Here is a 23,988-nt window from a genome sequence, read left to right as displayed (position 1 = left end):
AGAACAGATTCAAAATATGATAACTTTTGGGCCAATACCGTCACGAAGATTAGGAAGAAGTCTGGGTGTAAACAATATTCCACCGAAGATTTGCAGTTATTCATGCGTTTACTGCCAGGTTGGACTTACTGATTCATTGTCAATTCAAAGAAAAGAATTTTATTCGCTCGAAGAAATAGTTGCGGAAGTTTCAGAAAGAGTAAGTCAACTAATAAACTCAAGAAAAAAAATTGATTACATAAGTTTTGTCCCGGATGGTGAACCTACTCTCGATATAAATCTTGGCAAAGAAATTCAATTGCTAAAACCGCTGGGAATTAATATTGCCGTTATAACAAATTCATCACTGCTCTGGGATAAAGACGTGAGAGAGGATTTACTTCTGGCTGATTGGGTATCAGTAAAGATTGATACGGTTGATGAAAAGATCTGGCACAAAATAAACCGGCCTTATGGCAAACTGGATCTGCTTAAAATATTAAACGGAATTAAAAATTTCAGACATTCTTTCAGAGGAACTTTTGTAACAGAAACAATGCTGGTAAATGGAATTAACGATGACAAAGAGTCTTTAGCCAATACTAGCAAGTTCATCAAAGAAATTAATCCTGATAAAGCATATATACTTGTTCCCACTCGTCCTCCTGCCGAAGGATTTGTAAAAACTCCATCGGAAGAAAATCTGAATATGGCATATCAAATATTCAACACAGAAATAAAAAACGTTGAACTTTTAACCGGCAGCGGAGAAACAGACTTTACTTATTCTTCAGATGTCCAGAAAGAACTGGCAAGCATTCTTGCGGTTCATCCGATGAGCCTGGAAGCCGTTGATACTTTTTTACACAAAGCAAACGAAAGCTGGGGTTTAATCGAATCTTTGATTCATCAAAATATTTTGAAAGAAGTAGAGTATTCCGGAAATAAATTCTTAGTGAAAAATATTAAAAATAAAATTGATGTTTAAGCAAGTAAAAAATATGATTTGATATTATGAGAATAGCAATTCCATCAACAGGTGAAACATTAACTTCACCATTAAGTGACACTTTAGGTCGTGCTCCCTTTTTAATTATGTATGATAGCTTGACTGGAAAATACAATTCGATAGCAAATCCGGGTTTTCAATTTCAGGATGGCTCCGGTCTGAAAGCTTCAAAGATCATATTAGAAAATAATGCAGATGTTTTATTAACAATGGAGATAGGTCGTAAATCATATTCCATTTTACTGGGAGAGCATATAAAAATTGAACTTATTAAATCAGGCGGAACGGTTAAATCCGCAATAAACAAATATCTGAAAAAACAGGAGAAATAAAATGAAATCAAACAAGCTCGTTGAATTATTGAACAAGAACCTCGCAAATCTTCAGGTGCTGTATGTAAAGCTTCACAATTACCACTGGAACGTGAAAGGAATGAATTTTAAACCGGTTCACGAAATGACCGAAAAATATTACGATTACTTTGCTGAACAGTATGATGAAGTTGCTGAAAGGATTGTGCAGCTTGGTGGAAAACCTTGCGCCACATTACAGGATTATCTGAAGATTGCTTCCATAAAAGAAGAAATCAAAAAAACATTTGAAGCTAAATATGTTTTAAGGTCTTTGCTTTCAGACTTTGAACAACTGAATAAAGATTTTAAGGAAATATCGAAAGCTGCCGGTGAAGCAGGTGATGTTCCGACAGCAAACATAGCAGATGATAACGTGGTGTGGCTGGAGAAACAAATCTGGATGATCAAAGCAAGTATTGGTTAACAAATTATATAACAGCCGGTCCATCTTCGGATCGGCTTTTGTTATTAATATCTTCAGAATAAATAAGAGGAAATAAAATTGTACATACCATCAAAAATTTTTTTGACAAAAGGAGTAGGAAGACATAAAGATTACCTGAGCTCTTTTGAACTTGCCCTCAGAAGTGCAGGAATTGAAATATGTAATCTTGTCGCTGTAAGCAGCATATTCCCGCCATCCTGCAAACGAATCAGCAAAGAAGAAGGTTTGAAGGAATTAAAACCCGGACAAATTACATTTGCAGTGATGGCAAGAAACTCAACCAACGAACCGAACAGATTAATTGCTGCATCGATTGGAGGAGCAATTCCTGCAGACAACACTCAGTACGGGTATCTTTCAGAGTATCATCCTTATGGGGTAACAGAAAAGAATGCGGGAGATTATGCTGAAGACCTTGCTGCTCAGATGCTTGCAACAACTTTGGATGTTGAGTTCAATCCTGAATCGGATTGGAATGAGCGGGAACAGGTTTTTAAAATGTCCGGCAAGATTGTTAAAACGTTCAACATCACTCAATCTGCTGAAGGTGATAAAACAAGTTTGTGGACAACCGTTATTGCAGCAGCTGTTTTACTACCATGAGTATGAAAGAAAAAAATGAAACTGTTCCCGTAAATTCAGATTTAAGTGTAGAAATGACATTTGTGATTAAATCGTACAACATTGATGCTGGTGGCCATGTAAACAACGCAGTTTATATAAATTGGCTCGAAGATTTACGGACAAAAATGTTGGAAAAAATAATTCTAAATGAATTTTTAGTAGAGAATAACATGCATTTTGTCGTTGCTTCAACAAATATTGAATATAAAAAGCGCTTCATCTCTACCAAAACCAGTTGGTAAATTGAAGCTCGATAAATATAGGAAAGGAGTTTGGCATTTCTCTTGTTTAATTAGTTTAAATGAAAAAGTTGTTGCAAAAGCATTTCAGAAATGTGTTATGATCAATAAAAGCACACAAAAAATGATTAGTGAAAATGTGTTCAAGTTGCAAGAATAGCTATGGATATTCTTGTCTTAATATTACAGGAATCTATTAAAATTACGTTTTTCGTATTGCTGATGATGGTTGCAGTAGATTTTATAAATGTTAAAACAAAAGGAAAACTTGAATCAATCCTTCAGACAGGAAACAGGTGGAGGCAATATATTGTGTCATCACTGCTCGGTTCAGCGCCCGGTTGTCTTGGTTCATTTGCAGGAGTTTCACTTTATATCCACGGAATGATCAGCTTCGGTGCTCTGACAGGATTAATGCTTGCAACATCAGGTGATGAATCATTTGTCATGCTTGCGATGATTCCGGATACAGCAATCATTCTTTTTGCAATTCTTTTTGTGATTGGAATTGCTGCTGGTTATTTGACAGATGTTATAATCAAAAAATATAAAATCCAAACCTGCACTGACTGTGATTTCAAACAGTACCATCCAGATCAGGAAGGATACAAGCATTATTTCAAAGATCATATCTGGATCCACATTATTAAAGGGCATCTTATCAGAATCTTCCTGTGGACATTCGGTGCTCTGCTTATAGTTGAGTATGCAATGACTTTTATTGATCTTGAAAGCATCACTTCTGATTATACTTTTCTTCTTTTAATACTTGGAGCGTTGATCGGATTAATTCCCGAATCAGGACCACACTTTATTTTTGTGATGCTTTTTGCAAAAGGACTGATTCCTTTTTCTGTTTTATTTACAAGCTCTGTTGTGCAGGATGGACACGGTATGCTGCCGATGCTTTCTTATTCAATAAAGGATTCCATTTTGATTAAAGTTTTTAATCTTGCATTCGGACTTATTATGGGAGTAATAATTTATTTATTGGGGTTTTAACATTGAGCAATTTTTTTATTGAGTAAATAAATACTTCGAAGCATTGACTTTTATCACTAATTATAAGTTAGTATGAGACTAAATTTGAATTATGAAAACAAAATATTTTCTTCTGCTGTTTATTTTAATTAACGGATTATCCTTTGGACAAACCTTCACATTAAAGGGAAAAATCTCTAACTCTGAGAACGGATTACCAATACAGGGGGCCACAGTTTTCATTTCTTACAGCAGCTTTGCTTACTCAAACACTGATGGCTTTTATTCTTTCTCCGGTTTGAATGCCGGAAAATATCAGATAAAAATTTCCAGTCTTGGATATAAAAGCATCTCAACAGAATTAGAAATCAATTCTGATGTTATAAAGAATTTTAATTTGATTCACTCTGCCATCGAGCTCGATGAGGTTGTTGTTAGCACAAACCGTACGGAAAATTATCTTCGCAACTCCCCTTTTGCAGAATCACTGGTTGGAAAAGAAGAAATTCAAATGAGATCAACAATGTCATTGCCGGATATTTTGCAAAATGAACCTGGCGTATCACTGCTTCGTGACGGTATTTGGGGAACCGAAGTGAGCATAAGAGGATTGAACAGGGAAAATGTAATTACTTTGATCGATGGAAACAGAATAGCAACTTCAACAGATGTTGCTGCAAGATTATCAATGGTTGATCTTAATGATGTTGAAAGAGTTGAAGTTATTAAAGGTGCGTCATCATCAATTTATGGATCTGGTGCAACCGGAGGAATTGTAAACATTATTACAAAATCACCTCAGCTTTACGAGAGATTATCTTTTTCAGGAAATGTAATTGGTGAATATAATTCTGTGAATGATCTGTCCGTGTTCGGAGGCTCGGTCTATGGTGGAAGTTCATTCTGGTCGACAAAACTTTCCGGTTCATACAGAAAAGCAAACAACACACAAACACCTGAGGGCGAATTGAGCAACAGCCAGTTTGAAGATTACAGTTTTTCTGGTGCGCTTAATATTTTCCCAATTGATAATCATAAACTAAAAATTGATTACCAGTTATTCAGAGCCGATGATGTTGGAATTCCCGGTGCTTCTGTATTTCCTGATAATGCAGAAGTCCGTTATCCATTTGAAAAGCGTGAATTGATTTCTGCAGGATATGAAATTCAGAATATCAGCAAAGTGTTTTACAAGCTTTCAGCAAAATATTCTTATCAGCTTATTAACCGGGATGTTGAAAACATTCCGAACATAGTTCAAAATATCCCCCCTTCTGGTGGAAATCCTGCAAGAAGAGTAAGCGTGTTGAAAATTACTCCCAGTGCAGATCACAAAAACAACAACGCAACTTTACAAGGAAATTTCTGGTTATTCGATAGCCACAATCTTGCAGCAGGATTTGATTACTGGGACAGGAGCTACAAAGGTGAGCGCGAGCGTTATCAGTTGATTGAAGTTTTAGATTCAGCAGGAAATGTTGTCAGTACAACTAATGTCATCACCGGCGAAAAACCAGTTCCTAATTCAAAATATAAAAGCCTTGGAATTTTTGCACAGGATGAATTCAAATTGTTTGATGACAGATTATCAACTACAGTCGGATTGCGGTATGATTTTATCAACATCACTGCTGAGAAAACTTTAAACCCAGTGTACACAATTACAAACGGAGTATTGAATACAACTCCACCAAATCAAAAAGTAATCTGGGACAGCACTAATAACAATAATTCTTCTTACAGTGTAAACATCGGATTTATTTATTCTATTTTGCCTTCGATAGATTTAACGCTTGGACTTGGAGCTTCATTCCGTTCGCCATCGCTTGAAGAAAGATTCCAGTATATCGATCAGGGAAGTGTTGTGCGCGTCGGTAATCCCGAGTTAAATCCGGAGAAGGGCCAATCAATTGATTTTGGTGTTCGGCATTATTCAGATAACCTAAAAATAATTTCAAGCTTTTTCTATTCTTACTTTAATGATCTTGTTGTAGAAGTTCCCGGTACTTTTGAAGGACGAAATGCATTAATCAAAACAAATATTGGTGAAGCAAGAATTTATGGATTTGATTTTAGTGCAGACTATAATTTCTGGCGTGATTACATTTTCTACACAACTGCTTCTTATGTTAATGGAGATGATATTACAGCAGACGGAAATCTTCCTGAAATTCCACCACTGAATGGAAGAGTGGGACTTAAGCTAAGTTTTCTTGAGTACTTGCAGGCTGATGTTTCTTCAACCATTTTTGCTGAACAGAATGAAGTTGCCGAAGGTGAATTAACTACTCCGGGTTATGCTGTGTTCAATTTTTTACTGAATTCAACTTCGATAAAGTTTTCTATAATCAGTTTCAGAATTTATTCGGGAGTAGAAAATATTTTTGATAAAGCTTACAGGAATCATCTGTCAACAACAAGAGGAAGTATCACCATCGAGCCGGGCAGGAATATATTCGTTAAATTAGCTGTGGAGTTTTAATATTTATTACCCCTGTCATCACGAGCGAAGCGAAGTGATCTCATATCGAACCAGAGTTAAAGATTGCTTCGGTCATTCTTTCCTCGCAATGACAAAGCAAAAAAAATAATTAAGTAATTTATTTTCTATGACCTGGTTTTTCATTGCACTGCTATCATCTTTTCTTTCTGCGTTTGCTGCGATAACTCAGAAGAAAGTTCTATTCAATCTCAATCCTGTTCAGTTTTCGTTTTATCTTTCAATTGCAAACCTTGTTCTCTCAATCCCCTTCTTTTTCTTTATTGACTACAACGCAATAAACTTTTCAAACCTATCAGTTCTGTTCATAAAATCTCTCATTGGTGTTGCCGCATTTTTATGTGTGATGACAGCATTGAAGAATTTGCAAATCAGCAATGCATTACCTTTGCTTGCATTGACTCCCGGATTTGTTGCGGTGTTTGCTTTTATTTTTCTTGGTGAAAGTTTGAAATATTACGAAGTGCTTGGTTTGATTTCCCTGATTGCAGGCACATACATTCTCGAAAGCAAAAACCTGAAAGAAATTCTTTTCCCATTGAATGTATTTTTCAAGTCGAGGTATCATCAATACATTCTTGCTGCTTTATTACTGTTTACCGCATCTTCTGTGATGGACAAGCTGCTTGTAGCAAAAATGAATCTGACTCCAATTTCATTGACTGCATTTCAGCACGTTTATTTTGCGGTGCTGTTCTTTATCATTTACTTTGCATTTAAAGGAAAGCTTGAAAATCATTCTCCGCAAATAAATAAGGCCGATGTTCTCTGGATTTTATTGATTTCTGTTCTCACAATTGGATATCGCTATACACAAATAGTTTCTATAAGTATCGCCTCAGTTGCATTGACACTTGCTGTTAAACGAACTTCTGTTTTGTGGGCAACAGTCATTGGCGGGAAGATATTTAAAGACACTAACCTGTTGAAGAAGACAATTGCAGTTTTGTTTATTCTACTCGGTGCGATTTTGATTTTGAGAGATTAACTTAAATGATGTCAGTCTGAGCCTGTCGAAGACTGACATTCAGTTTTAGTGTCACACTTCGACGAGCTCAGTGTGACAATAAATAATCAAAGGAGAAATTATGAAATCAAAAGCAGTACAGGACTATTATCCCGATGATGTAGCTCATTGCTACGGCTGCGGAAAGTTAAATGAACATGGTCACCAGATAAAAACTTTCTGGGAAGGTGATGAAATCGTAACTCGTTTTACTCCCAAAGAATATCACACAGCAATTCCAGGTTATGTTTACGGCGGATTGATCGCTTCTTTAATTGATTGCCACGGAACCGGAACCGCAGCATTAGCTGCATACAAAGCAGAAGGTAGAGAAATTGATACTTTACCTCCTTTCCGGTTTGTTACTGCTTCGCTACAGGTTGATTACTTAAAACCAACTCCGATTGGTGTTGAGCTTGAAATACGTGGAAAAGTAATTGAGATAAAAGGAAGAAAAGTAATTTCAGAAATTACTTTATCAGCCAATGGAGAAATTACAGCCAAAGGAAAAGTTATTGCAGTCCAGATGCCGGAGAATATGGTTAAGAAATAATTAAAGACATACTAAATTAAGTAAAGTATAGTATTTTTCTATTTATTTGAATCAAGTAACAATTTCTTATACTTCTCAATGTTTGTTTTAACGGTTGAATCGTTAGGATACATAGTTTCAATTTTTTTCCAAATTAAAATTACATTCTTATAATCCTCTTTTTTCTCATAGATCTCTATGAGTATACGATATGGATTATAATACGAACTGACATCATCTGGATTTGATTCAAGTTCCATCAATGCATTTTCTTCAACAGCTGATGAGATTTCATTAAACCTATTCATATCTCCGGATTTAAAGTAAAAATTAGCTATTTCAAATAGTAATCCATTATTCATTTTTACGATGTTAAATGGGATTTTTTCATCCAAATAGTTCAGAGTATGAATTACATTCTGATATTCTTCCTTACTCTGATAATAAACAGCTAATCTTAAAAAAGGGTTATAATAGTTCTGAGAGAGAAGTTGAAAGTCATGATAATTGTACCCTTCATCCTTATAAAAATTAAAAGTATAATTTTTCAAATTACCGTTTAGAACTTCAACATTAATAAATTCTTCACCAGTTTTTCTTTTTTGTGGGACAAGCTTTGATGCTAATCCATCCTGCCTAAGATAATCCTGAAGGCCAATTTTGTTATCATCAGAACAGGTACTTGCAAAATATATCGGTCTTTCCCAATTATTTGATTCTATTATTTCTCTAACCAGGATATCCTGAACACGAATAGCTCTTACATCTTCAGAAGTCAAAGTATTATTCATAGTAAACCTTATTTCACCTTGATGAATAGTTAATGAATCTGTAACATCATATATTTTCATTAATTCTTGAGTGTCAAAAGTTGTTTTAGGAATAGGTATACTTACTTCTTTAGATCTCCATTCAATTGGTGATAATTGTTCAATTTGCTTATCTGACATATTAATAGCAACCGTATCCGTACTAAATGGATAGTAATGTTTTAATTGCTGAATGTACCAGGGTGTATTGAGAAGACTACAATTAATTATTGTTATATCTTGTCTGTAATTTTCCACTAACTGTAAAAACCAGGCAGGGAAAGTATCATTATCTCCATTAGTAAAAAGAATAGCATTGGGTGCGCAAGTCGCCAAAACATTTTTATTATACTCTAGAATCTCAGGGTAAAAACCACCTTGTTGTTCACCGAAATTAAATGCCCAAATCGCAGAATCAAGATCTCCTCTGAAAGTATAAGTTGTAGCCATACATCCCCAAATGGATGTGAGCTTTGAGTAAGGTCCCTGAATTAAGATTTTACCATTATAGTATGGTGAAATTTCTGTAACCTTTTTGAAATGTTCAGATGCTTTAAGTGTAAAATGAATTTTAGACTTGTTAACTAATGACCCATCTGAACCGTTCAGTTTATCATATGCATAACCAAGAAAATAATGTGCCTCTTGATTATTTGGATTCTTATTAGTGAATTCTTCTAGAATACTGACGGCTTCAGAATATTTTCCATCTGAAAAAAGCTTTTCTGCCTCATCTAATGCTTGTTGTGCATTAATGTTTACACGAATGAAAAAGAATAAGTGAATGAAGACAATAATATATTTCATTGCGATTATCTCCTAATTTTAATTTATTTTATATTTTTAGGAAGATGCATTACATAATTTAAAATTGCCTTTATCTAGATTCTAGACACACCGTGACAATCTAAAATCCTACGCTACAGTTATCTCTTTTTCTAAGTACACATCCTGGATAAGATTAAGCAGCTTTACACCATCCGCCATGGGTCGCTGGAAAGCTTTTCGGCCTGAGATCAATCCCATACCGCCGGCGCGTTTGTTTATTATTGCAGTTTTTGCAGCTTCAGCAAAATCATTTTCACCGGAAGCACCGCCGCTGTTTATCAATCCTGCTCTTCCCATATAATTATTTATTACCTGGTAGCGTGTCAAATCAATCGGGTGGTCAGTGGATAAATCGGAATAAACTTTTTTATGAGTCTTTCCGAATTTCAATGCATTATAGCCGCCGTTGTTTTCAGGAAGCTTCTGCTTGATGATATCCGCTTCAATAGTAACACCAAGATGGTTCGCCTGTCCGGTTAAATCTGCAGATACGTGGTAATCTTTATCCTTCTTGAATTCAGAATTTCTGAGATAGCACCAGAGCACTGTTGCCATTCCCATTTCGTGTGCATACTGGAATGCTTCACTTACTTCAATTATCTGTCGTGCACTTTCGTCAGAACCAAAATAAATTGTTGCGCCAACTGCTGCAGCTCCCATATCAAAAGCCTGCTCAACTCCAGCAAACATTATCTGGTCGTATTTGTTTGGGTAAGTCAACAGCTCATTGTGATTGAGCTTTAGTATGAAAGGAATTTTGTGAGCATATTTTCTGGAAACCATTCCAAGTACACCGAGTGTAGATGCACAAGCATTGCATCCGCCCTCAACTGCGAGCTTAACAATATTCTCAGGATCGAAATACATTGGATTAGGTGCAAACGATGCACCGGCTGAATGTTCAATTCCCTGATCAACCGGCAGAATAGAAACATAACCTGTTCCTGATAATCTGCCAGTGTGCAAAATCCAGTTTAGATTTTTCAAAACATTTGGTGTTCTGTCGCTTTGTAAAAATACTCGGTCAACAAAATCAGGACCGGGAAGGTGCAATTGTTCTTTGGGAAATTTAGCTTTATAGCTTAAGAGTTCATCAGCTTCTTTGCCTAACAACTCCTGAATCTTCTTTAACATAATTAACTCCGTTTAGATTTTTAAGTAATGATTAATTTCAATGAAAAGTAGTTTAAAAATACGGCTAAAGCAGATTAAGATAAAGCCTGATGTATGGTGGAAGTACAAATAAACGACTCAACGTAATCGTATCGCCCGCTTATTATTTAAACCGTTAAAACGGTTTGATATGTGCATCCTTCTCATTAACCCACGGATTAATCCATGGGTTAATGAAGTGGAATATAATTTATAACCGTTTCAACGGTTTTTGGATGCAATATCCTTCAAAATCTCTGCAGCCTGAAACCTTGCATTTTCAATAAACCATTTGCCCGTATCCATTCCGCCGCAGACAACCCCGGCAAGATAAATTCCCGGAATGTTTGTCTCAAATGTTTTTTCGTTGAATGAAGGAATTTGTTTTTCGTCTTCTGAAATTTTTATTCCGACTTTACTTAAGAAAGAATAATCAGGATGATAGCCTGTCATCGCAAACACAAAATCATTTTTAATAATAACTTTCCCATCAGGAGTTTTGATATCGACTTCATCGTCTCTTGTTTCAGTCACTTCAGAATTAAAATATGCTTTAATACTTCCTTCCTTAATTCTGTTTTCGATATCAGGTCGAACCCAGTACTTTATACTCTCTTTTAGATTTGGTTCACGAATTACCATAGTAACTTCAGAACCTCTACGGAAAGTTTCCAGCGCAACATCAACTGCTGAGTTTCCTCCGCCAACAACAATTAGTTTTAAATATGCATACGGATGAGCTTCATCAAAATAATGTTTCACTTTCGGTTTTTCTTCACCTGGAATGTTCAAAAGATTTGGGTAATCGAAAAATCCCGTTGCTATAATTACATTCGATGCGGAGTACACATTTTTATTAGTGATTACCTTGAATTGTTTTTCTGTTCTTTCAATGCTTTCAACGTTTTCATAAGTATTTATTTTCAATTTCCACGCATCAGCAACTCTGCGGTAATATTCGAGAGATTCTCTTCTTGTCGGTTTATCACCGTGAGATACAAAAGGTACGTCGCCAATTTCCAATCGATCTGACGTTGAAAAGAAAATCATATTCGTAGGATAATGAAAAAGTGAATTAACGAGACATCCTTTTTCAATTATCAGATAGTCAATATTTCTTTTCTCTGCTTCGATACCACAGGCAAGTCCGATAGGTCCGGCACCGATTATTATTACTTTGTAATTTTTCATTTTCTTTAGTTGAAAATACTTTACACAAAGTTAATGCTTTTATGAAAATTGTTCGAGGTAGAAATGCTTTTAAAATAAAAAAGGCGGTACTGAACCGCCTATCGAAAATGATATTCAGGTTAGTCGATGATTTCAATCAGTGCACTTGTTACAGTTTTATCGTCCTCATCGAGCAGGAACACACGATAAAATCCTGCTTCTTCAAATTCCATATCGCTTTCGTCATTTCTTGCAAAGAAAACATATTTCATATCTCTGTCAATAGTGAAATAGAATTTTTTATAATATTCAAACTTCCCTGATCTGAAATTGTACATATCATACTGTATCGCAACATCTTTAAGTCTGAGTGCGTCATCAGCTTTTACCATAACAGTGATATGACCTTTTGTAAATCTGTCGCTTACTCCGATTTCACCGTCGTAGTCGTCATACCTTTCGCAGAAATACATTACCGGTTCAGCTTGTGCGAAAACATTTGAGTTGATCACAGCGACTGAAAAGAACATCGTGAGAAGGAACAGAAAATTGATTTTTTTCATTATATCTCCTTATTAGGTTTATTTATTGAATTAGTTAATCGTTTTCCCAATGCTAAAAATCGTACCGTAAAACTATTGTCAATGATCGCTTAATTATTTCAAAAATAAAATATTTAACGCTGCCAAAAGTTATTTTTACCTGCTCAGGTCCTTATCTTCTAAGAATTACTTCCAGATACTATCAATTTTTATTTGAGTCAGAAAATTGTTTTTGCTACCCGTTTAAAAATTTCAACTTTTATTTTATAAAAGCAAATTCCCCTTGCAGCGTTTTTTTCAACTGTTATACCCTTCTCTTTCATATATTTGCAGAAAAAATTTGAATTTATAAATCGACAGGATGGATAAGAAGCAGCAAATAATCTGTAACTGGTGCAATCAGCAAACAGCAATCATCTGGGTTCACGGACATGGTCAATGTGCCGTCTGCGGAATAAACATAGACGAGTGCTGCAGAGGGGAAGAAGCTCATCCCCCGATCATTTCACAGGAGAAACGGGAGAAAGATAAATCAGAGAATGATTAAACACGTTTGTTTCGATCTGGACGGAACGCTTGTTGATTCAAGAGATACTATTCTCGAAAGCACTAAAGTTGCTCTCGATCAATTAAGTATTAATTACAAAATAGACGAAGATATTTTCACGAATATGATCGGAATGCATTTTGTTGACATCTTCGAGAAATTGAATATTGAGGTTCCGGACTTCGAGAAATTTATTACTATTTATAAAGCTTTCTACTTTGAGTATATGGATTCATCATATCTTTATCCGGAAGTTCAACATACACTTCAATATCTCTTTGAAAAAAATATTAAAGTTTCACTTCTCACTACAAAAGTACAGGATCAGGCAGAAAAAATAATTGATCACTTTAATCTTCGTCCTTCATTTAATTATTTGATGGGAAGAAGAGATGGACTTGCACACAAACCTTCACCAGAACCACTGATATTTATCTGTAACGAACTGAAAATTAAAACCTCTGAAACATTGATGGTGGGCGATACAGAACTTGATATTCAATGCGGGATAAGTGCGGGTGCAAAAACCTGCGGTGCGCTTTACGGTTACAGAACAGAAGAGCAACTTGAAAAAGAAAAGCCGGACTTTTTAATATCCGGCCTTGAAGAATTGATAAATATTTTAGAGTAAGTCTTTTTTCTTACTCTTTTTCTTAATCTTACTCTTATTTTAGAACTACCATCTTCCTTGTCTGAGTAAACGAACCAGACTTCAGTTTATAGATATATATACCTGATCCTAAGTTGTTCTTAATTTCTTCAGTTGAAAATTCAACGGAGTAATTTCCCGCTTCTTTGTATTCGTTAACAAGTACTGCTACTTCAGAACCGAGAATGTTGTAAACAACAAGTTCTACGTTTCCATCAACCGGGATAGAATAATTGATTACTGTTGATGGATTAAATGGATTTGGATAGTTCTGTTCTAAAGAATATTCTTTCACAAAAGAGAATTCAACCATTTCGGCATTAAGTATTTTGAACGTTCCATCAAAATCAATCTGCTTTAATCTATAGTATGAAACACCGCTAACTGGTGATTTATCGGTAAATGAATAGTCGCTTCTTTCTGTAGTTGTCCCCTTTCCTTCAACGTAACCGATTGTAATCCAATTCATATTATTTTGACCGGCATTTCCATCAGCTCTTTGAATCTCAAACATTCGATTGTTCATTTCAGAAGCTGTTGACCAGTTAAGTTCAACAGTATTTGATCTGACATTGGCAGAGAATGTAAGCATTTCAACGGGTATGATCTGGTAAATGATAATTCCGATATCATCAACGTACCAACCATCACGCTCGATATATCCGTCAGCATTCAGTTGAAATCTAATTTTATTCTGTGCTGCTTTATAAGATGCGAGACTAATTTCCTCCCTTACCCAATTGGTTCTTATTCCGTCATAAAGCGGTTCACCATTTGGTTGAAAACTACCAACGCCGGGTTCGGTGTACTGTCCTTGCAGCGGAAACCATGTCGTTCCGTTATTTGAGGATATATCAACCTGACCATAATCCCAGTTGCTTTCGATATCATATTTTGTCCAGAATATTAATCTTGGATTGACATAAGTCGTAAGATTGATGGCATTAGTCAGAGTCATAGTAACTACAGCACTGCTAAGGTAATTTCCTATTTTACTATCGGTATAAGAATTCGGTGCAGTATGAAATGATGTGGTTGTTGCTTCCCAGAATTTGCTGTTGTTGCTTGTAAGCGTCCATAAATTTGGAGGATTATTAGTTGTATCAGCAAACACGAATACCGGTGTGCCAATAATCAAACTAATAGTATCCTTCCTGACAACACTTGAGTTCAAGCTGATTACAAACTCAAGCTGAATTTCTTCCTCAGCAGGAGCGGTCGGAGAAATTGTAAAAGTCAACGGTACAGTAACTTGCGCAGAAGATCTTGCCTGAATAGAATCCATTGCCGTACTTCCGGAATTAATTGTTGCAAATCCACTTAAAGAGTTAACAGTTACTCCAACATTATAACCTGTTGAAAGTCCTTTGTTTCTAAACGAAGGAAGCATATTAACAACATCACCAGGATTAAAATATTGCTGTGAAAAGTTCGCATTCTCCAGATGAATTGACTCACCAGCAACCCATGCATAATATAAGTTTGGCTGCAGATTCTCTAATGCAAGAGGAATGATCTCACTCTGTGTTGGCCAAAAACCGGTTGTTCCAACCTCAGGAGTCATTGCAAAAATTTTACCTTTGTTCGCTAAGATATCTCCATCATATGCATAATCATCGCTCGTTCCTCTCACACTATATCCTACTGTTTCCATTGCAGTTCCTGCTAGGTAACCATTGTAAGCGGTAATATCACTTGCGAATTCAGAAAATGTTAACGAGTCCGCAGTTAACCACGGAAAACATCCATATGGATAAATCAGATAATTTCCATAGGTATGATAGTTAAGCACATTACTAAAGTTCTTGGACGCCAGAAAATTTTTCAAAGCTATGGTTTCAGGCTCAGAGAATGGAGCGTTGCCTCTGTAAGTATCACTGCTCGGAGTTGTACTTGAACCACCATACGATGAATTCCAGTACGGTTCAGGTCCGTAATTTCTATTTAAATCTACTCCATAGCTACCGCCGGTATTAAGTCTTCGGTTCTTTCTCCACATTCCGCCGCCACCGGGATTTGTAGTATAGTTATATTGATATCCATCAGCATTAATAACGGGAACAAAGTATAGTTCTCTGTTATTCACGAGGTAAGTTACTTCAGGATCAGTTCCATAATTTTCAAGCAGATAGAACATGAAGAAAATCATTTGTTCCATACTTTGGGGTTCTCTTGCGTGATGAAGTGCTGTATAAAGTACTTGTGGTTCACTCTCGCTCACAGAAGGATTGTCAGAAATTTTAACCATATAAATTGGTCTTCCCTCAATCGTATTGCCAATAGAAAATTTCTGTGTTATCAGATTGGGAAATAGATTATACATTTCGTCCAGCTCCGCATTAACTTCAGCGAGGGTATAAAAACCACCCATTGAGCCGTAATTAAATCCGGTTACTCCAAAATCCTGTTCAACTTTTTGTAATTCCAGATTTTTTTCTGCTTCGCTCATCGTCGGAAGATTTGCATAATGTGAGAACCAATCTTCAATCAAAACTTCATGGTTAAATCCAGTTGACTGAAGAATTGAGAAATCATTTTCATCGACGAATACATCAATCGAATTGTTTCTGTTAAAGTTAAAGTGATCGAACTGCATTCCGGCATTCATCAGAGTTTGAATATCAGATTTGCTGTTGAGATATATTCTCACTTCTTTGTAATTCTGCGGGAAAACATTAAGTGTTGTGAAAAGAAATAAAGTAAAAAGTAAAAAGTATTTAGTCATAATTGACCCCAATGAAATTAATTTTATTTATAAATCTAATTTAAGTTTTATTTTTGAATTTGTATGATTAGTTCTCAAATAACTGAAGATTGTTATTCGCTGTTTCTACTCAATTTATGTGCAAATTAAATTGCTTAATTATAAGCCATTAGGTGATAATTGTTTGAAATGGATTCGCCAATTCTGAGAATATTCTCACATTTATAAAGTGAGACAGGATAAATTACTCTTGAAACTATCCCTTCAGCACAAACTTGATAGGGATAACCATCCTTACATTTACTGCTTTACCGCGCTGTTTACCGGGAATAAACTTTGTCGATTTGACTGCATTTAATGCCTCTGCATCAAGACCTGCGCCGAGTCCCTTTTTAACAAATGCATCAACTACATTTCCATTTTTATCAATTCTTGCTTCAATGAAAACTGTACCTTCTACACCTGCTCTTCTGGCAATTTCAGTGTAGTGAACTTTTTCCTGTAGAGTTTTCAATCCACCGACTGGTGATGGAAGTTCTTCTGGAATTTCAATAAAAATCTCGTCCGACAAATCTATATCAGGTTTTGTTGGTGGTTTATCGGGGAGTTTTACAGGCTCAACATCATCAATATCAGGTAGAACAAAATCATCCGGCAGATCATCAATGGTCGCGGCAATAATTTCCGGAGCTTTTGGAGGCGGTGGAATATCAGGTTTTTGCACTGTGTTAATAATATCTTCTATCTTGATTATTTCCTGAGGATCTGTTTTCACTGATTCTATTTTAGAAATTTGAGGAGAGAATTTAAAAGCAGCTACAATTACTGCAAGTGATAAAATCAGGCTTGCTTCAAAAGTGCGATAATAAAGCTTTCTTAAATCTGCTTTGGGATTTTTTAGAGACGGCATTGTAACCTCCGGTTTAGTTAAAATCTAAACCTTTTACTTTGCCTGGAGAGAAATGTTCCTGATTAAAAAATCATTTAACAGAAAAAGTATTGGTAATTAACTCTTGTTGGAATATCTCTGGATTTATTTCTTCAAAATCATAACGATATTTTAAACGATAGGATCCGGGTAAAAAAGCTAAAGTATCAGAGTATTTATTGCTTGATTTCAACTCAAAAGAGACAAGTGGTCTGCAAACAAAAACCGTAACCCAACCACTTGAAGGTATAGAATCTAGTTTTTCAAAGTAACGATATATCTTACCACCACACTTTTGAAGATATATGTCTTTATCAAGACTATTATTTAAAGTAACTAAAACAAGTTCAGAAGAAGTATAGCTCGTTTTATTAGTTCTTGCAGTCAAACTTTTTACAGGTTCGGTTACGTCACACGAGAAAATGATACATAGAAGAAGAATGAATGAGATTTTATAAATGATTTTTGATAAAAACACTATTACTATATCCTATTAATTTCGGGAATGACTACACATTATTCTTTATTGTTTGATATATCAATAATGCAACACCGGAATGGTGTTGCATTAAAATAATAACTTGTCAATAAAATTGTCTACGCGTTCAGAATATTTTGTGCTTCTTCCTTATCTACTTCAGTAATGTATTTGATTCCACTTATCTCCGCAGCTTCATGAGTTAGTGCTGCAATATCATCACGGGTAATAAATTCAGGAGCAAATTTTCTACTGCCATTCATTAATTGTTTTAATCCCTGACCTAATCTTTCATAGTAAGTATATAATCCAATAGCTCCCGGAGGTAAGGCTTCGAATTCAGAATTACCGAGCTCTTTTCTTAACTCGCTCGCAGTTACAAATATCTCGTCGATACTGTTTCCAAATCTTTCAACATAAACAGGAAGCTGTCCTTCCTGAACAGCGCGACCAATTGTTTTCCCAACCATCGCAGCGGCGATTGGCGAACGTGCCATTCCCACAAGTTTTACAAAAGGTGCCCCAAGTGCAAGTCCTTTGAATATCTGATCTTCAAATGTAAATCCGCCGGCAACAGCTAACGCTGGAACATATTCACCTTTATCGTGAAGCTGTTTTGTATATTGATAAAGCATTGAATGAAGTTCAACCGGAGGAACACCCCATTCATTCATCATTCTCCACGGGCTCATTCCTGTTCCACCGCCGGCTCCATCAACTGTTAACAAATCAATTTTATATTTTGATGAGAATTTAACTGCACGTGCAAGATCTGCCGGACGGTAAGCACCGGTTTTTAAGAATATATACTTTGCTCCAGCTTTTCTAAGTTCATCAACTCTTTTAGCAAATCCTTCTTCGCTAACCATGCCAAGTCGTGAGTGACGCTCGAATTCTTTAAATGCACCTCTTTCGAATGCCTGAATAACATGAGGATCCGTTGGGTTTGGAAGAACTACATAACCGCGTTCGTAGAGCATCTGAGCTTTTTTCAATTCTCTTATCTTAACTTCGCCGCCAATGTCTTTTGCACCCTGTCCCCATTTAAGTTCAACAACTTCAACTCCAAGTTTATCGATTGCATATTCCTGAACCCCAAGACGTGTGTCTTCAACATTTGCCTGCACTACTATTGCACCATATCCGTTTCGTTGATGATCTTTGTACAGCTTTACTCTACGCTTCAAATCAACTGTATCAAATACTTTTCCTCTGTTTATAATTGACTCCACATCCATACCGGTTACATTTTCGCCGATTGTTAAACCGGTACCGGCAAGTGCTGAACCGATTGCTAATCCTTCCCAGTTGTTTTTCGCAATGTTAGTTGACCCGATTCCGGGAATGATCCATGGATATTTAAAGTGTATTCCTTTATCGTGACCGAATGTAACATCGATCCTGACATTTGGAAAAATAGCTTTGTCACTATCAGCTTCAATACCATAAGCACCAACTGCTGTTCCCATAATGTTGAAGTGAGAATAATCAACGGGATAGATTTTTTCTGATGCTGTGGTGATTACACCGAATGGCTGTGGATAGATTACTTCGTGACCACGATAAGCCGACTTACCGATTTCACACATACCTATGCATCCATCAACACAGGTAACGCACATTCCCGATGAAGGTGTGATTGAGCCTTCTGTTCTGTTTTTTGTGAGTGTTGCTGCTGATGAATTTACTCTTGAGTACAACATTTTTTATTCTCCTCTATTTAATTTTAATTTCGCATGCTACACAGGGATCCATGTAACACATCATATTATCAAATTTTTCTTTTTCTAAGCAAGGTGGTGTCAGGTTCATACAGCCACCACAGATTGCTTTGTCTGGTTCAGTGTAAGTGCATCTTAACTGACAGGCGGGACAGACGTAAATACACCCGCCGCACAAACGGCAAACTTCAGATTTGATGTCGAATGGTGTTCCGATGCTGCGATGATCGCCCCGCCCACGGAACCCAATTGCTTTTGCCATCATCTGCTCTTCACACATTCTTACACAGAGACCACACATAATGCAATCTTCATGTTCTTGTCTGAATCTCTGCTGTCTAACGCCAAGCTCGGAAGCAATATCCTGTATTACTTTAGATTGCGGACAGGTTGCAAGCAGAAGTTCAACTATCATCTTTCTTGCTTTTACAACACGGTTAGAAGCAGTTCTAACACTCATTCCTTCCTGAACAACAGAAGTACAGGATGTAACAAGCTTTGCTTTTACTCCTTCACCAACTTCAACAACACACAAACGGCATGCACCATAAGGTGATAAGCCTTCCATATGACATAAAGTTGGAATTGGGAATCCCATAAACTGAGCTGCTTCAAGGATAGTCGTTCCTTCTTCTACTGATATTATTAATCCGTTCAATTTAAGATTAACCATGGTAGATATCCTCGCTTTCGATGAGTGTTAATTTTTTCTCATCCTTTTGTTCGTGGATAAATTCGAGATCACATCTCATACACCGGTGTGCTTCATACTTAGCCTGATCAGCAGAAAGAGTCAGCTCTACTTCGTGCAGGCTCGACTTTCTTTCTTCTACCGGAATAGTTGGAAGTGAAACTCTCTTCGTCTCTTCTTCCGAAACCTCAACGGGTGGTACGTAAATGTTTGGTAAACGAACTTCAGGCGGCTGTCTTAATTCTTCCTGCATTAAATACCTATCAATCATTATCGCCACTTTCTTTCCTGCAGCTATCGCATCAACAACTGTGTTTGGACCTGTGACGACATCACCTCCTGCAAATACTCCATCACGATTTGTTTCAAGTGTATCTTCATCAACTATCAAAGTTCCCCATTTGCTTACGTTGATATTCATTGACGAGATATAATCAACATCAGGTGTGTCGCCGATCGTAATAATGAGTGTATCGAAGAACATAAATTCTTCAGAACCCGGAATTGGGACAGGATTTCTTCTTCCGCTTGAATCTACATCGCCAAGTTTATTCTTAATGAACTCAACTCCTGAAAGATGATTATGTTCCGAATGAATTTTTATAGGCGATACCAATGTTACAAGTTTGACACCTTCTTCAATTGCCGCATCAATTTCATGCTGAAGTGCCGGCATTTCCTGGCGTGTTCTTCTGTAAAGAAGTGTAACACTTTTGACATCCTTTTGTCTTAGTGAAACTCGTGCAGCATCAATCGCTGAATCACCACCGCCGATTACTCCAACACGTCCCTTAGCAAGATTCTTTCCGTGCAAGTTGAACTCTTTCAGAAATTCAATTGCAGGATATACTCCGGCAAGATCTTCGCCTTCAATATTCAGTAATTTACTTTTGTGAGCGCCCATTGCGAGGAATACAGCATTGTATCCCTGCTCAAATAATTCATCGACGGTAAAATCTCTGCCGAGAACAGAATTAGTTTTCAGAGTGATGTTCTTATCAATCAGCGCGTCTATTTCTTTATTGATAACATCTCTCGGAAGTCTGTACGATGGTATACCTGTGGTTAACATTCCGCCAGGAATTTCATCTTTTTCATATACAGTGATTTTATAGCCTTTAAGTGATAAGTAATGAGCAGCAGTTAATCCGGCTGGACCTGAACCAATTACAGCAACTTTAAATTTTGATTTTTTACTGTCTTTTTCTCTGACAGGTTTATAAGTTGAAGGTTCAATTCTGTCAGTTATAAATCGTTTGAGAGCGCGAATTGCAATTGCTTGTCCACCGCTCGTTCCTGACCTGCACATATATTCGCATGGATGGCTGCATACTCTTGCACAAACAGATGGGAACGGATTTGCTTCACGAATTGCTGTATAAGCTTTTTCATATTCACCAACAGCGATGTGGGCAATGTATCTCCATGCTTCTGTACCTATTGGGCAAGCCGATTGGCATGGAGCGCCTACAAGATCTCTGCAAACTCCTGCACGGCATTTTTTATGATGAATGTGTTCTAGATACTCGTGCCGATAATATTTAATCGTTGATAAAACCGGGTTGGCTGCTGTCTGACCTAAGCCGCACATTGAAGAATCTTTAACAACGTTTGCAAGCTCTTCGAGTAAATCTAATTTCTCAATTGTTCCAAGTCCCATTGAAATGTCTTCAAGCAATTCATACATTCGCTGGGTTCCTTTTCTGCACACAAAACACTTTCCGCAAGATTCATCTTTTAAGAAATGAGTAAAGTATTTTGCTACATCAACCATGCAGGTTCTTTCATCCATAACAATCATTCCACCGGAACCCATAATAGAACCGGCAGCAGACAAACTATCGTAATCTATAGGCAGATTAAATTTTTCAATCGGGATGCATCCACCTGATGGTCCACCTGTTTGCACAGCTTTAATCTTTGCTCTGGTTGATGCACCTCCACCGATATCAAAAATAATTTCTTTAATTGATATTCCCATCGGAACTTCCACTAATCCGGTGTTCTTAACTTTTCCAACAAGACTAAATATTTTCGTTCCGGAATTTTTTGGTGTTCCGATTTTTGAATATTCCTTGGCACCCAGTTTCAGAATCAGGGGAATGTTAGCCCATGTTTCTACATTATTGATTGCTGTTGGTTTTCCATAAATACCTTTTTCAATCGGGAACGGTGGTCGCTGACGTGGTTCTCCCATCTTACCTTCGACTGATCTGATGAGAGCTGTTTCTTCACCGCAAACAAAAGCACCTGCACCTCTTACAATTGTGATATCAAAAGAGAAACCAGTTCCAAGAATATTATTTCCAAGCAATCCATATTCGTGGGCAACTCTTAATGCAATTATTAAATGCTTAATTGCAAGAGGATATTCATTTCGAACATAAACTATTCCGTTTGTAGCACCTGTTGCAAATGCACCAATCAACATCCCTTCAATGATGCTATGAGGATTACCTTCAAGCAAGCTTCGATCCATATATGCACCGGGATCTCCTTCATCAGCATTGCAAACAAGATATTTTTCTCTTCCGTTTCTTTGTGTCGCAAGCATTTCCCATTTTGTTCCGGTTGCAAAACCGCCGCCGCCACGACCACGCAAGCCTGAATGCTTAACTTCCTGAACAACCCAGTTTGGATTTGCTGCTTCCAGCACTTTAACAAATGAATCGTAACCGCCTGTTTCCAGATAATCAAATAAACGAATCGGATCTATCTTTTCATTCATTGAAAGCAAAGTTCGTTTTTGTTTTTTATAAAATGGAATATCATCCTGTCTTAAAATCGGTTTGCCGGTTTCAGGATCATGAAAAAGCAGATCGTCTAAAATTTCTTCCCGGTAAATTGATTTGATGATTTTGCTCATGTTTTCTGTTGATACCTTCGGGTAAAACACACGTGATGGTTCTATCAGAACTGATGGTTCCATTTCGCAAAAGCCGTGACAACCGGTAATTCGGAGGTGAATTCTGTTAGTCAAACCGTTCGAAATTAATTCGCGCTTTGCTATTCGGATAAGGTCGTTAGCACCGCTTGCTTGTCCGCATGTTCCTGCAGAAATGACAATTGTCGGAATGCTGGTATCACGATCGGCTTTAATTCTGCTTTTAAGCTCTCTAAATTCATAAATAGATTTTAATGTTGACATAACCAAACCCCCAAGATAAATTCAGAATTTATTAAACGATTATTATCCATAAATACCTCCTGAGAGATCAAGCATATGTCCTTTACAGCCCCTCTTTGAACATATCTGAATAACGCCGCCGCCTTTCACGATCATTGGTACCATAGGCGAACCACATTCAACACAATTTGCGGCGCCTCTTAGTTCGGTGTGGCAGTGAGGACAGAAAAAATTCACAACAGTATCTTCCGGTATTTCATATTCAGATTCTATATTGTAGCTGCCATACAAACTTGACAATCTCAACCAGCCGTGCTTTCTTTCAAATGAAATTGTAACTCGTATGGAAGGATGATAATCGACCAGATGTTCTGTATCCATCAAGCTATGATTACATCGTGCACAACTTATTTCAACAGGAAATATTCTTTGATCAGTTTGAATTTCTACTTTATCTAATCCTTCGCGTGTTTTATCTAAGATTTGTTTTACTTTTGGTGTGATGACTTTGGAGAAGTAATGACCGTCTGCAACTACTATCGGTCCTAATGCACAGGCTCCGAGACAGGCTACAGTTTCAAGGGTGAATTCTTTATCAGCAGTCGTTTCACCCGGTCGAACATTCAGCCGGTGCTCAAACTCCTTCTTGATGGTTGGTCCTCCTCTGACATGGCAAGCTGTACCAAGACAAACAGAAACTACATGTTTGCCGCGAGGTTTCAGGCTGAATGATTTATAAAAAGTTGCAACTCCGTAAATATCTACGAGAGATTTTCCAGTCACCTCTGAAACAGATCTAAGCTCCTTCTCAGGCAGATATCCGTATTTAGCCTGGATATCTTCGAGAATGGAAATTATTCCTTCACGAGCTTTTATTTTTTCTTTTTCAGAGGCGGGTGTTAGAGTAGTCATAGTTTGGCCTCAGTAGTTGTGAGAGGATTTGATTAGCGCAAGAAGCATTCATCAGAAAAAAC

Annotated in this window: 22 protein-coding genes; 11 read left to right on the top strand and 11 right to left on the bottom strand. The window is 36.8% G+C overall.

Annotated elements, in window-relative coordinates:
- Positions 1-16 precede the first annotated feature (16 nt).
- The 9 genes from IPM14_03680 (at position 17) to IPM14_03640 (ending at position 7,689) form a co-directional block, all read left to right on the top strand.
- Positions 17-967 carry a radical SAM protein gene (locus IPM14_03680; protein MBK9097219.1) on the top strand — a complete coding sequence of 317 codons (951 nt, stop codon included), beginning with the start codon at positions 17-19 and terminating at the stop codon, positions 965-967.
- A 26-nt stretch (positions 968-993) separates the two neighbouring features.
- On the top strand, positions 994-1,320 hold the full coding sequence (locus IPM14_03675) for a hypothetical protein (protein ID MBK9097218.1): 327 nt from the start codon (positions 994-996) through the stop codon (positions 1,318-1,320).
- 1 nt (position 1,321) lies between these two features.
- A complete protein-coding gene (locus IPM14_03670; GenBank protein MBK9097217.1) occupies positions 1,322-1,765 on the top strand; it encodes a DNA starvation/stationary phase protection protein in 444 nt (147 codons plus the stop codon).
- Between the two features lie 78 nt (positions 1,766-1,843).
- The gene (locus tag IPM14_03665; protein ID MBK9097216.1) at positions 1,844-2,389 is read left to right on the top strand and encodes an arginine decarboxylase, pyruvoyl-dependent; all 546 of its coding nucleotides are present in this window, start codon (positions 1,844-1,846) and stop codon (positions 2,387-2,389) included.
- A gap of 2 nt (positions 2,390-2,391) precedes the next feature.
- The gene (locus IPM14_03660) at positions 2,392-2,652 is read left to right on the top strand and encodes a hypothetical protein (protein MBK9097215.1); all 261 of its coding nucleotides are present in this window, start codon (positions 2,392-2,394) and stop codon (positions 2,650-2,652) included.
- A gap of 159 nt (positions 2,653-2,811) precedes the next feature.
- A complete protein-coding gene (locus tag IPM14_03655) occupies positions 2,812-3,651 on the top strand; it encodes an arsenic efflux protein (protein MBK9097214.1) in 840 nt (279 codons plus the stop codon).
- Between the two features lie 91 nt (positions 3,652-3,742).
- Positions 3,743-6,112, top strand: coding sequence for a TonB-dependent receptor (locus IPM14_03650; protein MBK9097213.1), 2,370 nt, complete (start codon positions 3,743-3,745; stop codon positions 6,110-6,112).
- A gap of 127 nt (positions 6,113-6,239) precedes the next feature.
- Positions 6,240-7,118 carry an EamA family transporter gene (locus tag IPM14_03645; protein MBK9097212.1) on the top strand — a complete coding sequence of 293 codons (879 nt, stop codon included), beginning with the start codon at positions 6,240-6,242 and terminating at the stop codon, positions 7,116-7,118.
- 100 nt (positions 7,119-7,218) lie between these two features.
- Positions 7,219-7,689 carry a PaaI family thioesterase gene (locus tag IPM14_03640; GenBank protein MBK9097211.1) on the top strand — a complete coding sequence of 157 codons (471 nt, stop codon included), beginning with the start codon at positions 7,219-7,221 and terminating at the stop codon, positions 7,687-7,689.
- Positions 7,690-7,727: 38 nt separating this feature from the next.
- On the opposite strand, the gene IPM14_03635 is transcribed toward IPM14_03640, so the two are convergent.
- The 4 genes from IPM14_03635 to IPM14_03620 all read right to left on the bottom strand — a co-directional run bounded on the left by IPM14_03635 (position 7,728) and on the right by IPM14_03620 (position 12,190).
- Positions 7,728-9,284, bottom strand: a complete 1,557-nt coding sequence (locus IPM14_03635; GenBank protein ID MBK9097210.1) for a hypothetical protein — start codon at positions 9,282-9,284, stop codon at positions 7,728-7,730.
- 108 nt (positions 9,285-9,392) lie between these two features.
- On the bottom strand, positions 9,393-10,439 hold the full coding sequence (locus tag IPM14_03630; GenBank protein ID MBK9097209.1) for a class I fructose-bisphosphate aldolase: 1,047 nt from the start codon (positions 10,437-10,439) through the stop codon (positions 9,393-9,395).
- A gap of 240 nt (positions 10,440-10,679) precedes the next feature.
- Positions 10,680-11,648, bottom strand: a complete 969-nt coding sequence (gene ypdA / locus IPM14_03625) for a YpdA family putative bacillithiol disulfide reductase (protein ID MBK9097208.1) — start codon at positions 11,646-11,648, stop codon at positions 10,680-10,682.
- Between the two features lie 119 nt (positions 11,649-11,767).
- The gene (locus IPM14_03620; protein ID MBK9097207.1) at positions 11,768-12,190 is read right to left on the bottom strand and encodes a hypothetical protein; all 423 of its coding nucleotides are present in this window, start codon (positions 12,188-12,190) and stop codon (positions 11,768-11,770) included.
- Between the two features lie 340 nt (positions 12,191-12,530).
- On the opposite strand from IPM14_03620, the gene IPM14_03615 reads away from it, so the two are divergent.
- Positions 12,531-12,716, top strand: coding sequence for a hypothetical protein (locus IPM14_03615; GenBank protein MBK9097206.1), 186 nt, complete (start codon positions 12,531-12,533; stop codon positions 12,714-12,716).
- Positions 12,709-13,347, top strand: coding sequence for an HAD family hydrolase (locus IPM14_03610; GenBank protein MBK9097205.1), 639 nt, complete (start codon positions 12,709-12,711; stop codon positions 13,345-13,347). Before IPM14_03615 ends, IPM14_03610 begins: the two co-directional genes overlap by 8 nt.
- A gap of 34 nt (positions 13,348-13,381) precedes the next feature.
- On the opposite strand, the gene IPM14_03605 is transcribed toward IPM14_03610, so the two are convergent.
- The 7 genes from IPM14_03605 to IPM14_03575 all read right to left on the bottom strand — a co-directional run bounded on the left by IPM14_03605 (position 13,382) and on the right by IPM14_03575 (position 23,926).
- Positions 13,382-16,090 (bottom strand): T9SS type A sorting domain-containing protein, encoded by a 2,709-nt coding sequence (locus tag IPM14_03605; GenBank protein MBK9097204.1) that lies wholly within the window; start codon positions 16,088-16,090, stop codon positions 13,382-13,384.
- 235 nt (positions 16,091-16,325) lie between these two features.
- Positions 16,326-16,979 carry an energy transducer TonB gene (locus IPM14_03600; protein MBK9097203.1) on the bottom strand — a complete coding sequence of 218 codons (654 nt, stop codon included), beginning with the start codon at positions 16,977-16,979 and terminating at the stop codon, positions 16,326-16,328.
- Positions 16,980-17,049: 70 nt separating this feature from the next.
- A complete protein-coding gene (locus tag IPM14_03595) occupies positions 17,050-17,385 on the bottom strand; it encodes a hypothetical protein (protein MBK9097202.1) in 336 nt (111 codons plus the stop codon).
- 209 nt (positions 17,386-17,594) lie between these two features.
- On the bottom strand, positions 17,595-19,178 hold the full coding sequence (locus tag IPM14_03590; GenBank protein ID MBK9097201.1) for an FMN-binding glutamate synthase family protein: 1,584 nt from the start codon (positions 19,176-19,178) through the stop codon (positions 17,595-17,597).
- 13 nt (positions 19,179-19,191) lie between these two features.
- Positions 19,192-19,869 carry a (2Fe-2S)-binding protein gene (locus IPM14_03585; protein MBK9097200.1) on the bottom strand — a complete coding sequence of 226 codons (678 nt, stop codon included), beginning with the start codon at positions 19,867-19,869 and terminating at the stop codon, positions 19,192-19,194.
- Positions 19,862-23,035 carry an FAD-dependent oxidoreductase gene (locus tag IPM14_03580; protein MBK9097199.1) on the bottom strand — a complete coding sequence of 1,058 codons (3,174 nt, stop codon included), beginning with the start codon at positions 23,033-23,035 and terminating at the stop codon, positions 19,862-19,864. Before IPM14_03580 ends, IPM14_03585 begins: the two co-directional genes overlap by 8 nt.
- A 42-nt stretch (positions 23,036-23,077) precedes the next feature.
- The gene (locus tag IPM14_03575) at positions 23,078-23,926 is read right to left on the bottom strand and encodes an NAD(P)H-dependent oxidoreductase subunit E (GenBank protein ID MBK9097198.1); all 849 of its coding nucleotides are present in this window, start codon (positions 23,924-23,926) and stop codon (positions 23,078-23,080) included.
- Positions 23,927-23,988: the final 62 nt, after the last annotated feature.

The sequence above is a fragment of the bacterium genome, assembly GCA_016716565.1.
GTDB lineage: Bacteria > Bacteroidota > Ignavibacteria > Ignavibacteriales > Ignavibacteriaceae > IGN2.
This window is presented reverse-complemented; position numbering and strand designations above follow the sequence as displayed.

Excerpts from the sequence above, each read along its gene's own strand:
- IPM14_03680 (MBK9097219.1), top strand. The coding sequence starts at position 17 with ATGATAACTTTTGGGCCAATACCGTCACGAAGATTAGGAAGAAGTCTG.
- IPM14_03675 (MBK9097218.1), top strand. The coding sequence starts at position 994 with ATGAGAATAGCAATTCCATCAACAGGTGAAACATTAACTTCACCATTA.
- IPM14_03670 (MBK9097217.1), top strand. The coding sequence starts at position 1,322 with ATGAAATCAAACAAGCTCGTTGAATTATTGAACAAGAACCTCGCAAAT.
- IPM14_03660 (MBK9097215.1), top strand. The coding sequence starts at position 2,392 with ATGAAAGAAAAAAATGAAACTGTTCCCGTAAATTCAGATTTAAGTGTA.
- IPM14_03655 (MBK9097214.1), top strand. The coding sequence starts at position 2,812 with ATGGATATTCTTGTCTTAATATTACAGGAATCTATTAAAATTACGTTT.
- IPM14_03650 (MBK9097213.1), top strand. The coding sequence starts at position 3,743 with ATGAAAACAAAATATTTTCTTCTGCTGTTTATTTTAATTAACGGATTA.
- IPM14_03645 (MBK9097212.1), top strand. The coding sequence starts at position 6,240 with ATGACCTGGTTTTTCATTGCACTGCTATCATCTTTTCTTTCTGCGTTT.
- IPM14_03640 (MBK9097211.1), top strand. The coding sequence starts at position 7,219 with ATGAAATCAAAAGCAGTACAGGACTATTATCCCGATGATGTAGCTCAT.
- IPM14_03635 (MBK9097210.1), bottom strand. The coding sequence starts at position 9,284 with ATGAAATATATTATTGTCTTCATTCACTTATTCTTTTTCATTCGTGTA.
- IPM14_03630 (MBK9097209.1), bottom strand. The coding sequence starts at position 10,439 with ATGTTAAAGAAGATTCAGGAGTTGTTAGGCAAAGAAGCTGATGAACTC.
- ypdA (MBK9097208.1), bottom strand. The coding sequence starts at position 11,648 with ATGAAAAATTACAAAGTAATAATAATCGGTGCCGGACCTATCGGACTT.
- IPM14_03620 (MBK9097207.1), bottom strand. The coding sequence starts at position 12,190 with ATGAAAAAAATCAATTTTCTGTTCCTTCTCACGATGTTCTTTTCAGTC.
- IPM14_03615 (MBK9097206.1), top strand. The coding sequence starts at position 12,531 with ATGGATAAGAAGCAGCAAATAATCTGTAACTGGTGCAATCAGCAAACA.
- IPM14_03610 (MBK9097205.1), top strand. The coding sequence starts at position 12,709 with ATGATTAAACACGTTTGTTTCGATCTGGACGGAACGCTTGTTGATTCA.
- IPM14_03605 (MBK9097204.1), bottom strand. The coding sequence starts at position 16,090 with ATGACTAAATACTTTTTACTTTTTACTTTATTTCTTTTCACAACACTT.
- IPM14_03600 (MBK9097203.1), bottom strand. The coding sequence starts at position 16,979 with ATGCCGTCTCTAAAAAATCCCAAAGCAGATTTAAGAAAGCTTTATTAT.
- IPM14_03590 (MBK9097201.1), bottom strand. The coding sequence starts at position 19,178 with ATGTTGTACTCAAGAGTAAATTCATCAGCAGCAACACTCACAAAAAAC.
- IPM14_03585 (MBK9097200.1), bottom strand. The coding sequence starts at position 19,869 with ATGGTTAATCTTAAATTGAACGGATTAATAATATCAGTAGAAGAAGGA.
- IPM14_03580 (MBK9097199.1), bottom strand. The coding sequence starts at position 23,035 with ATGTCAACATTAAAATCTATTTATGAATTTAGAGAGCTTAAAAGCAGA.
- IPM14_03575 (MBK9097198.1), bottom strand. The coding sequence starts at position 23,926 with ATGACTACTCTAACACCCGCCTCTGAAAAAGAAAAAATAAAAGCTCGT.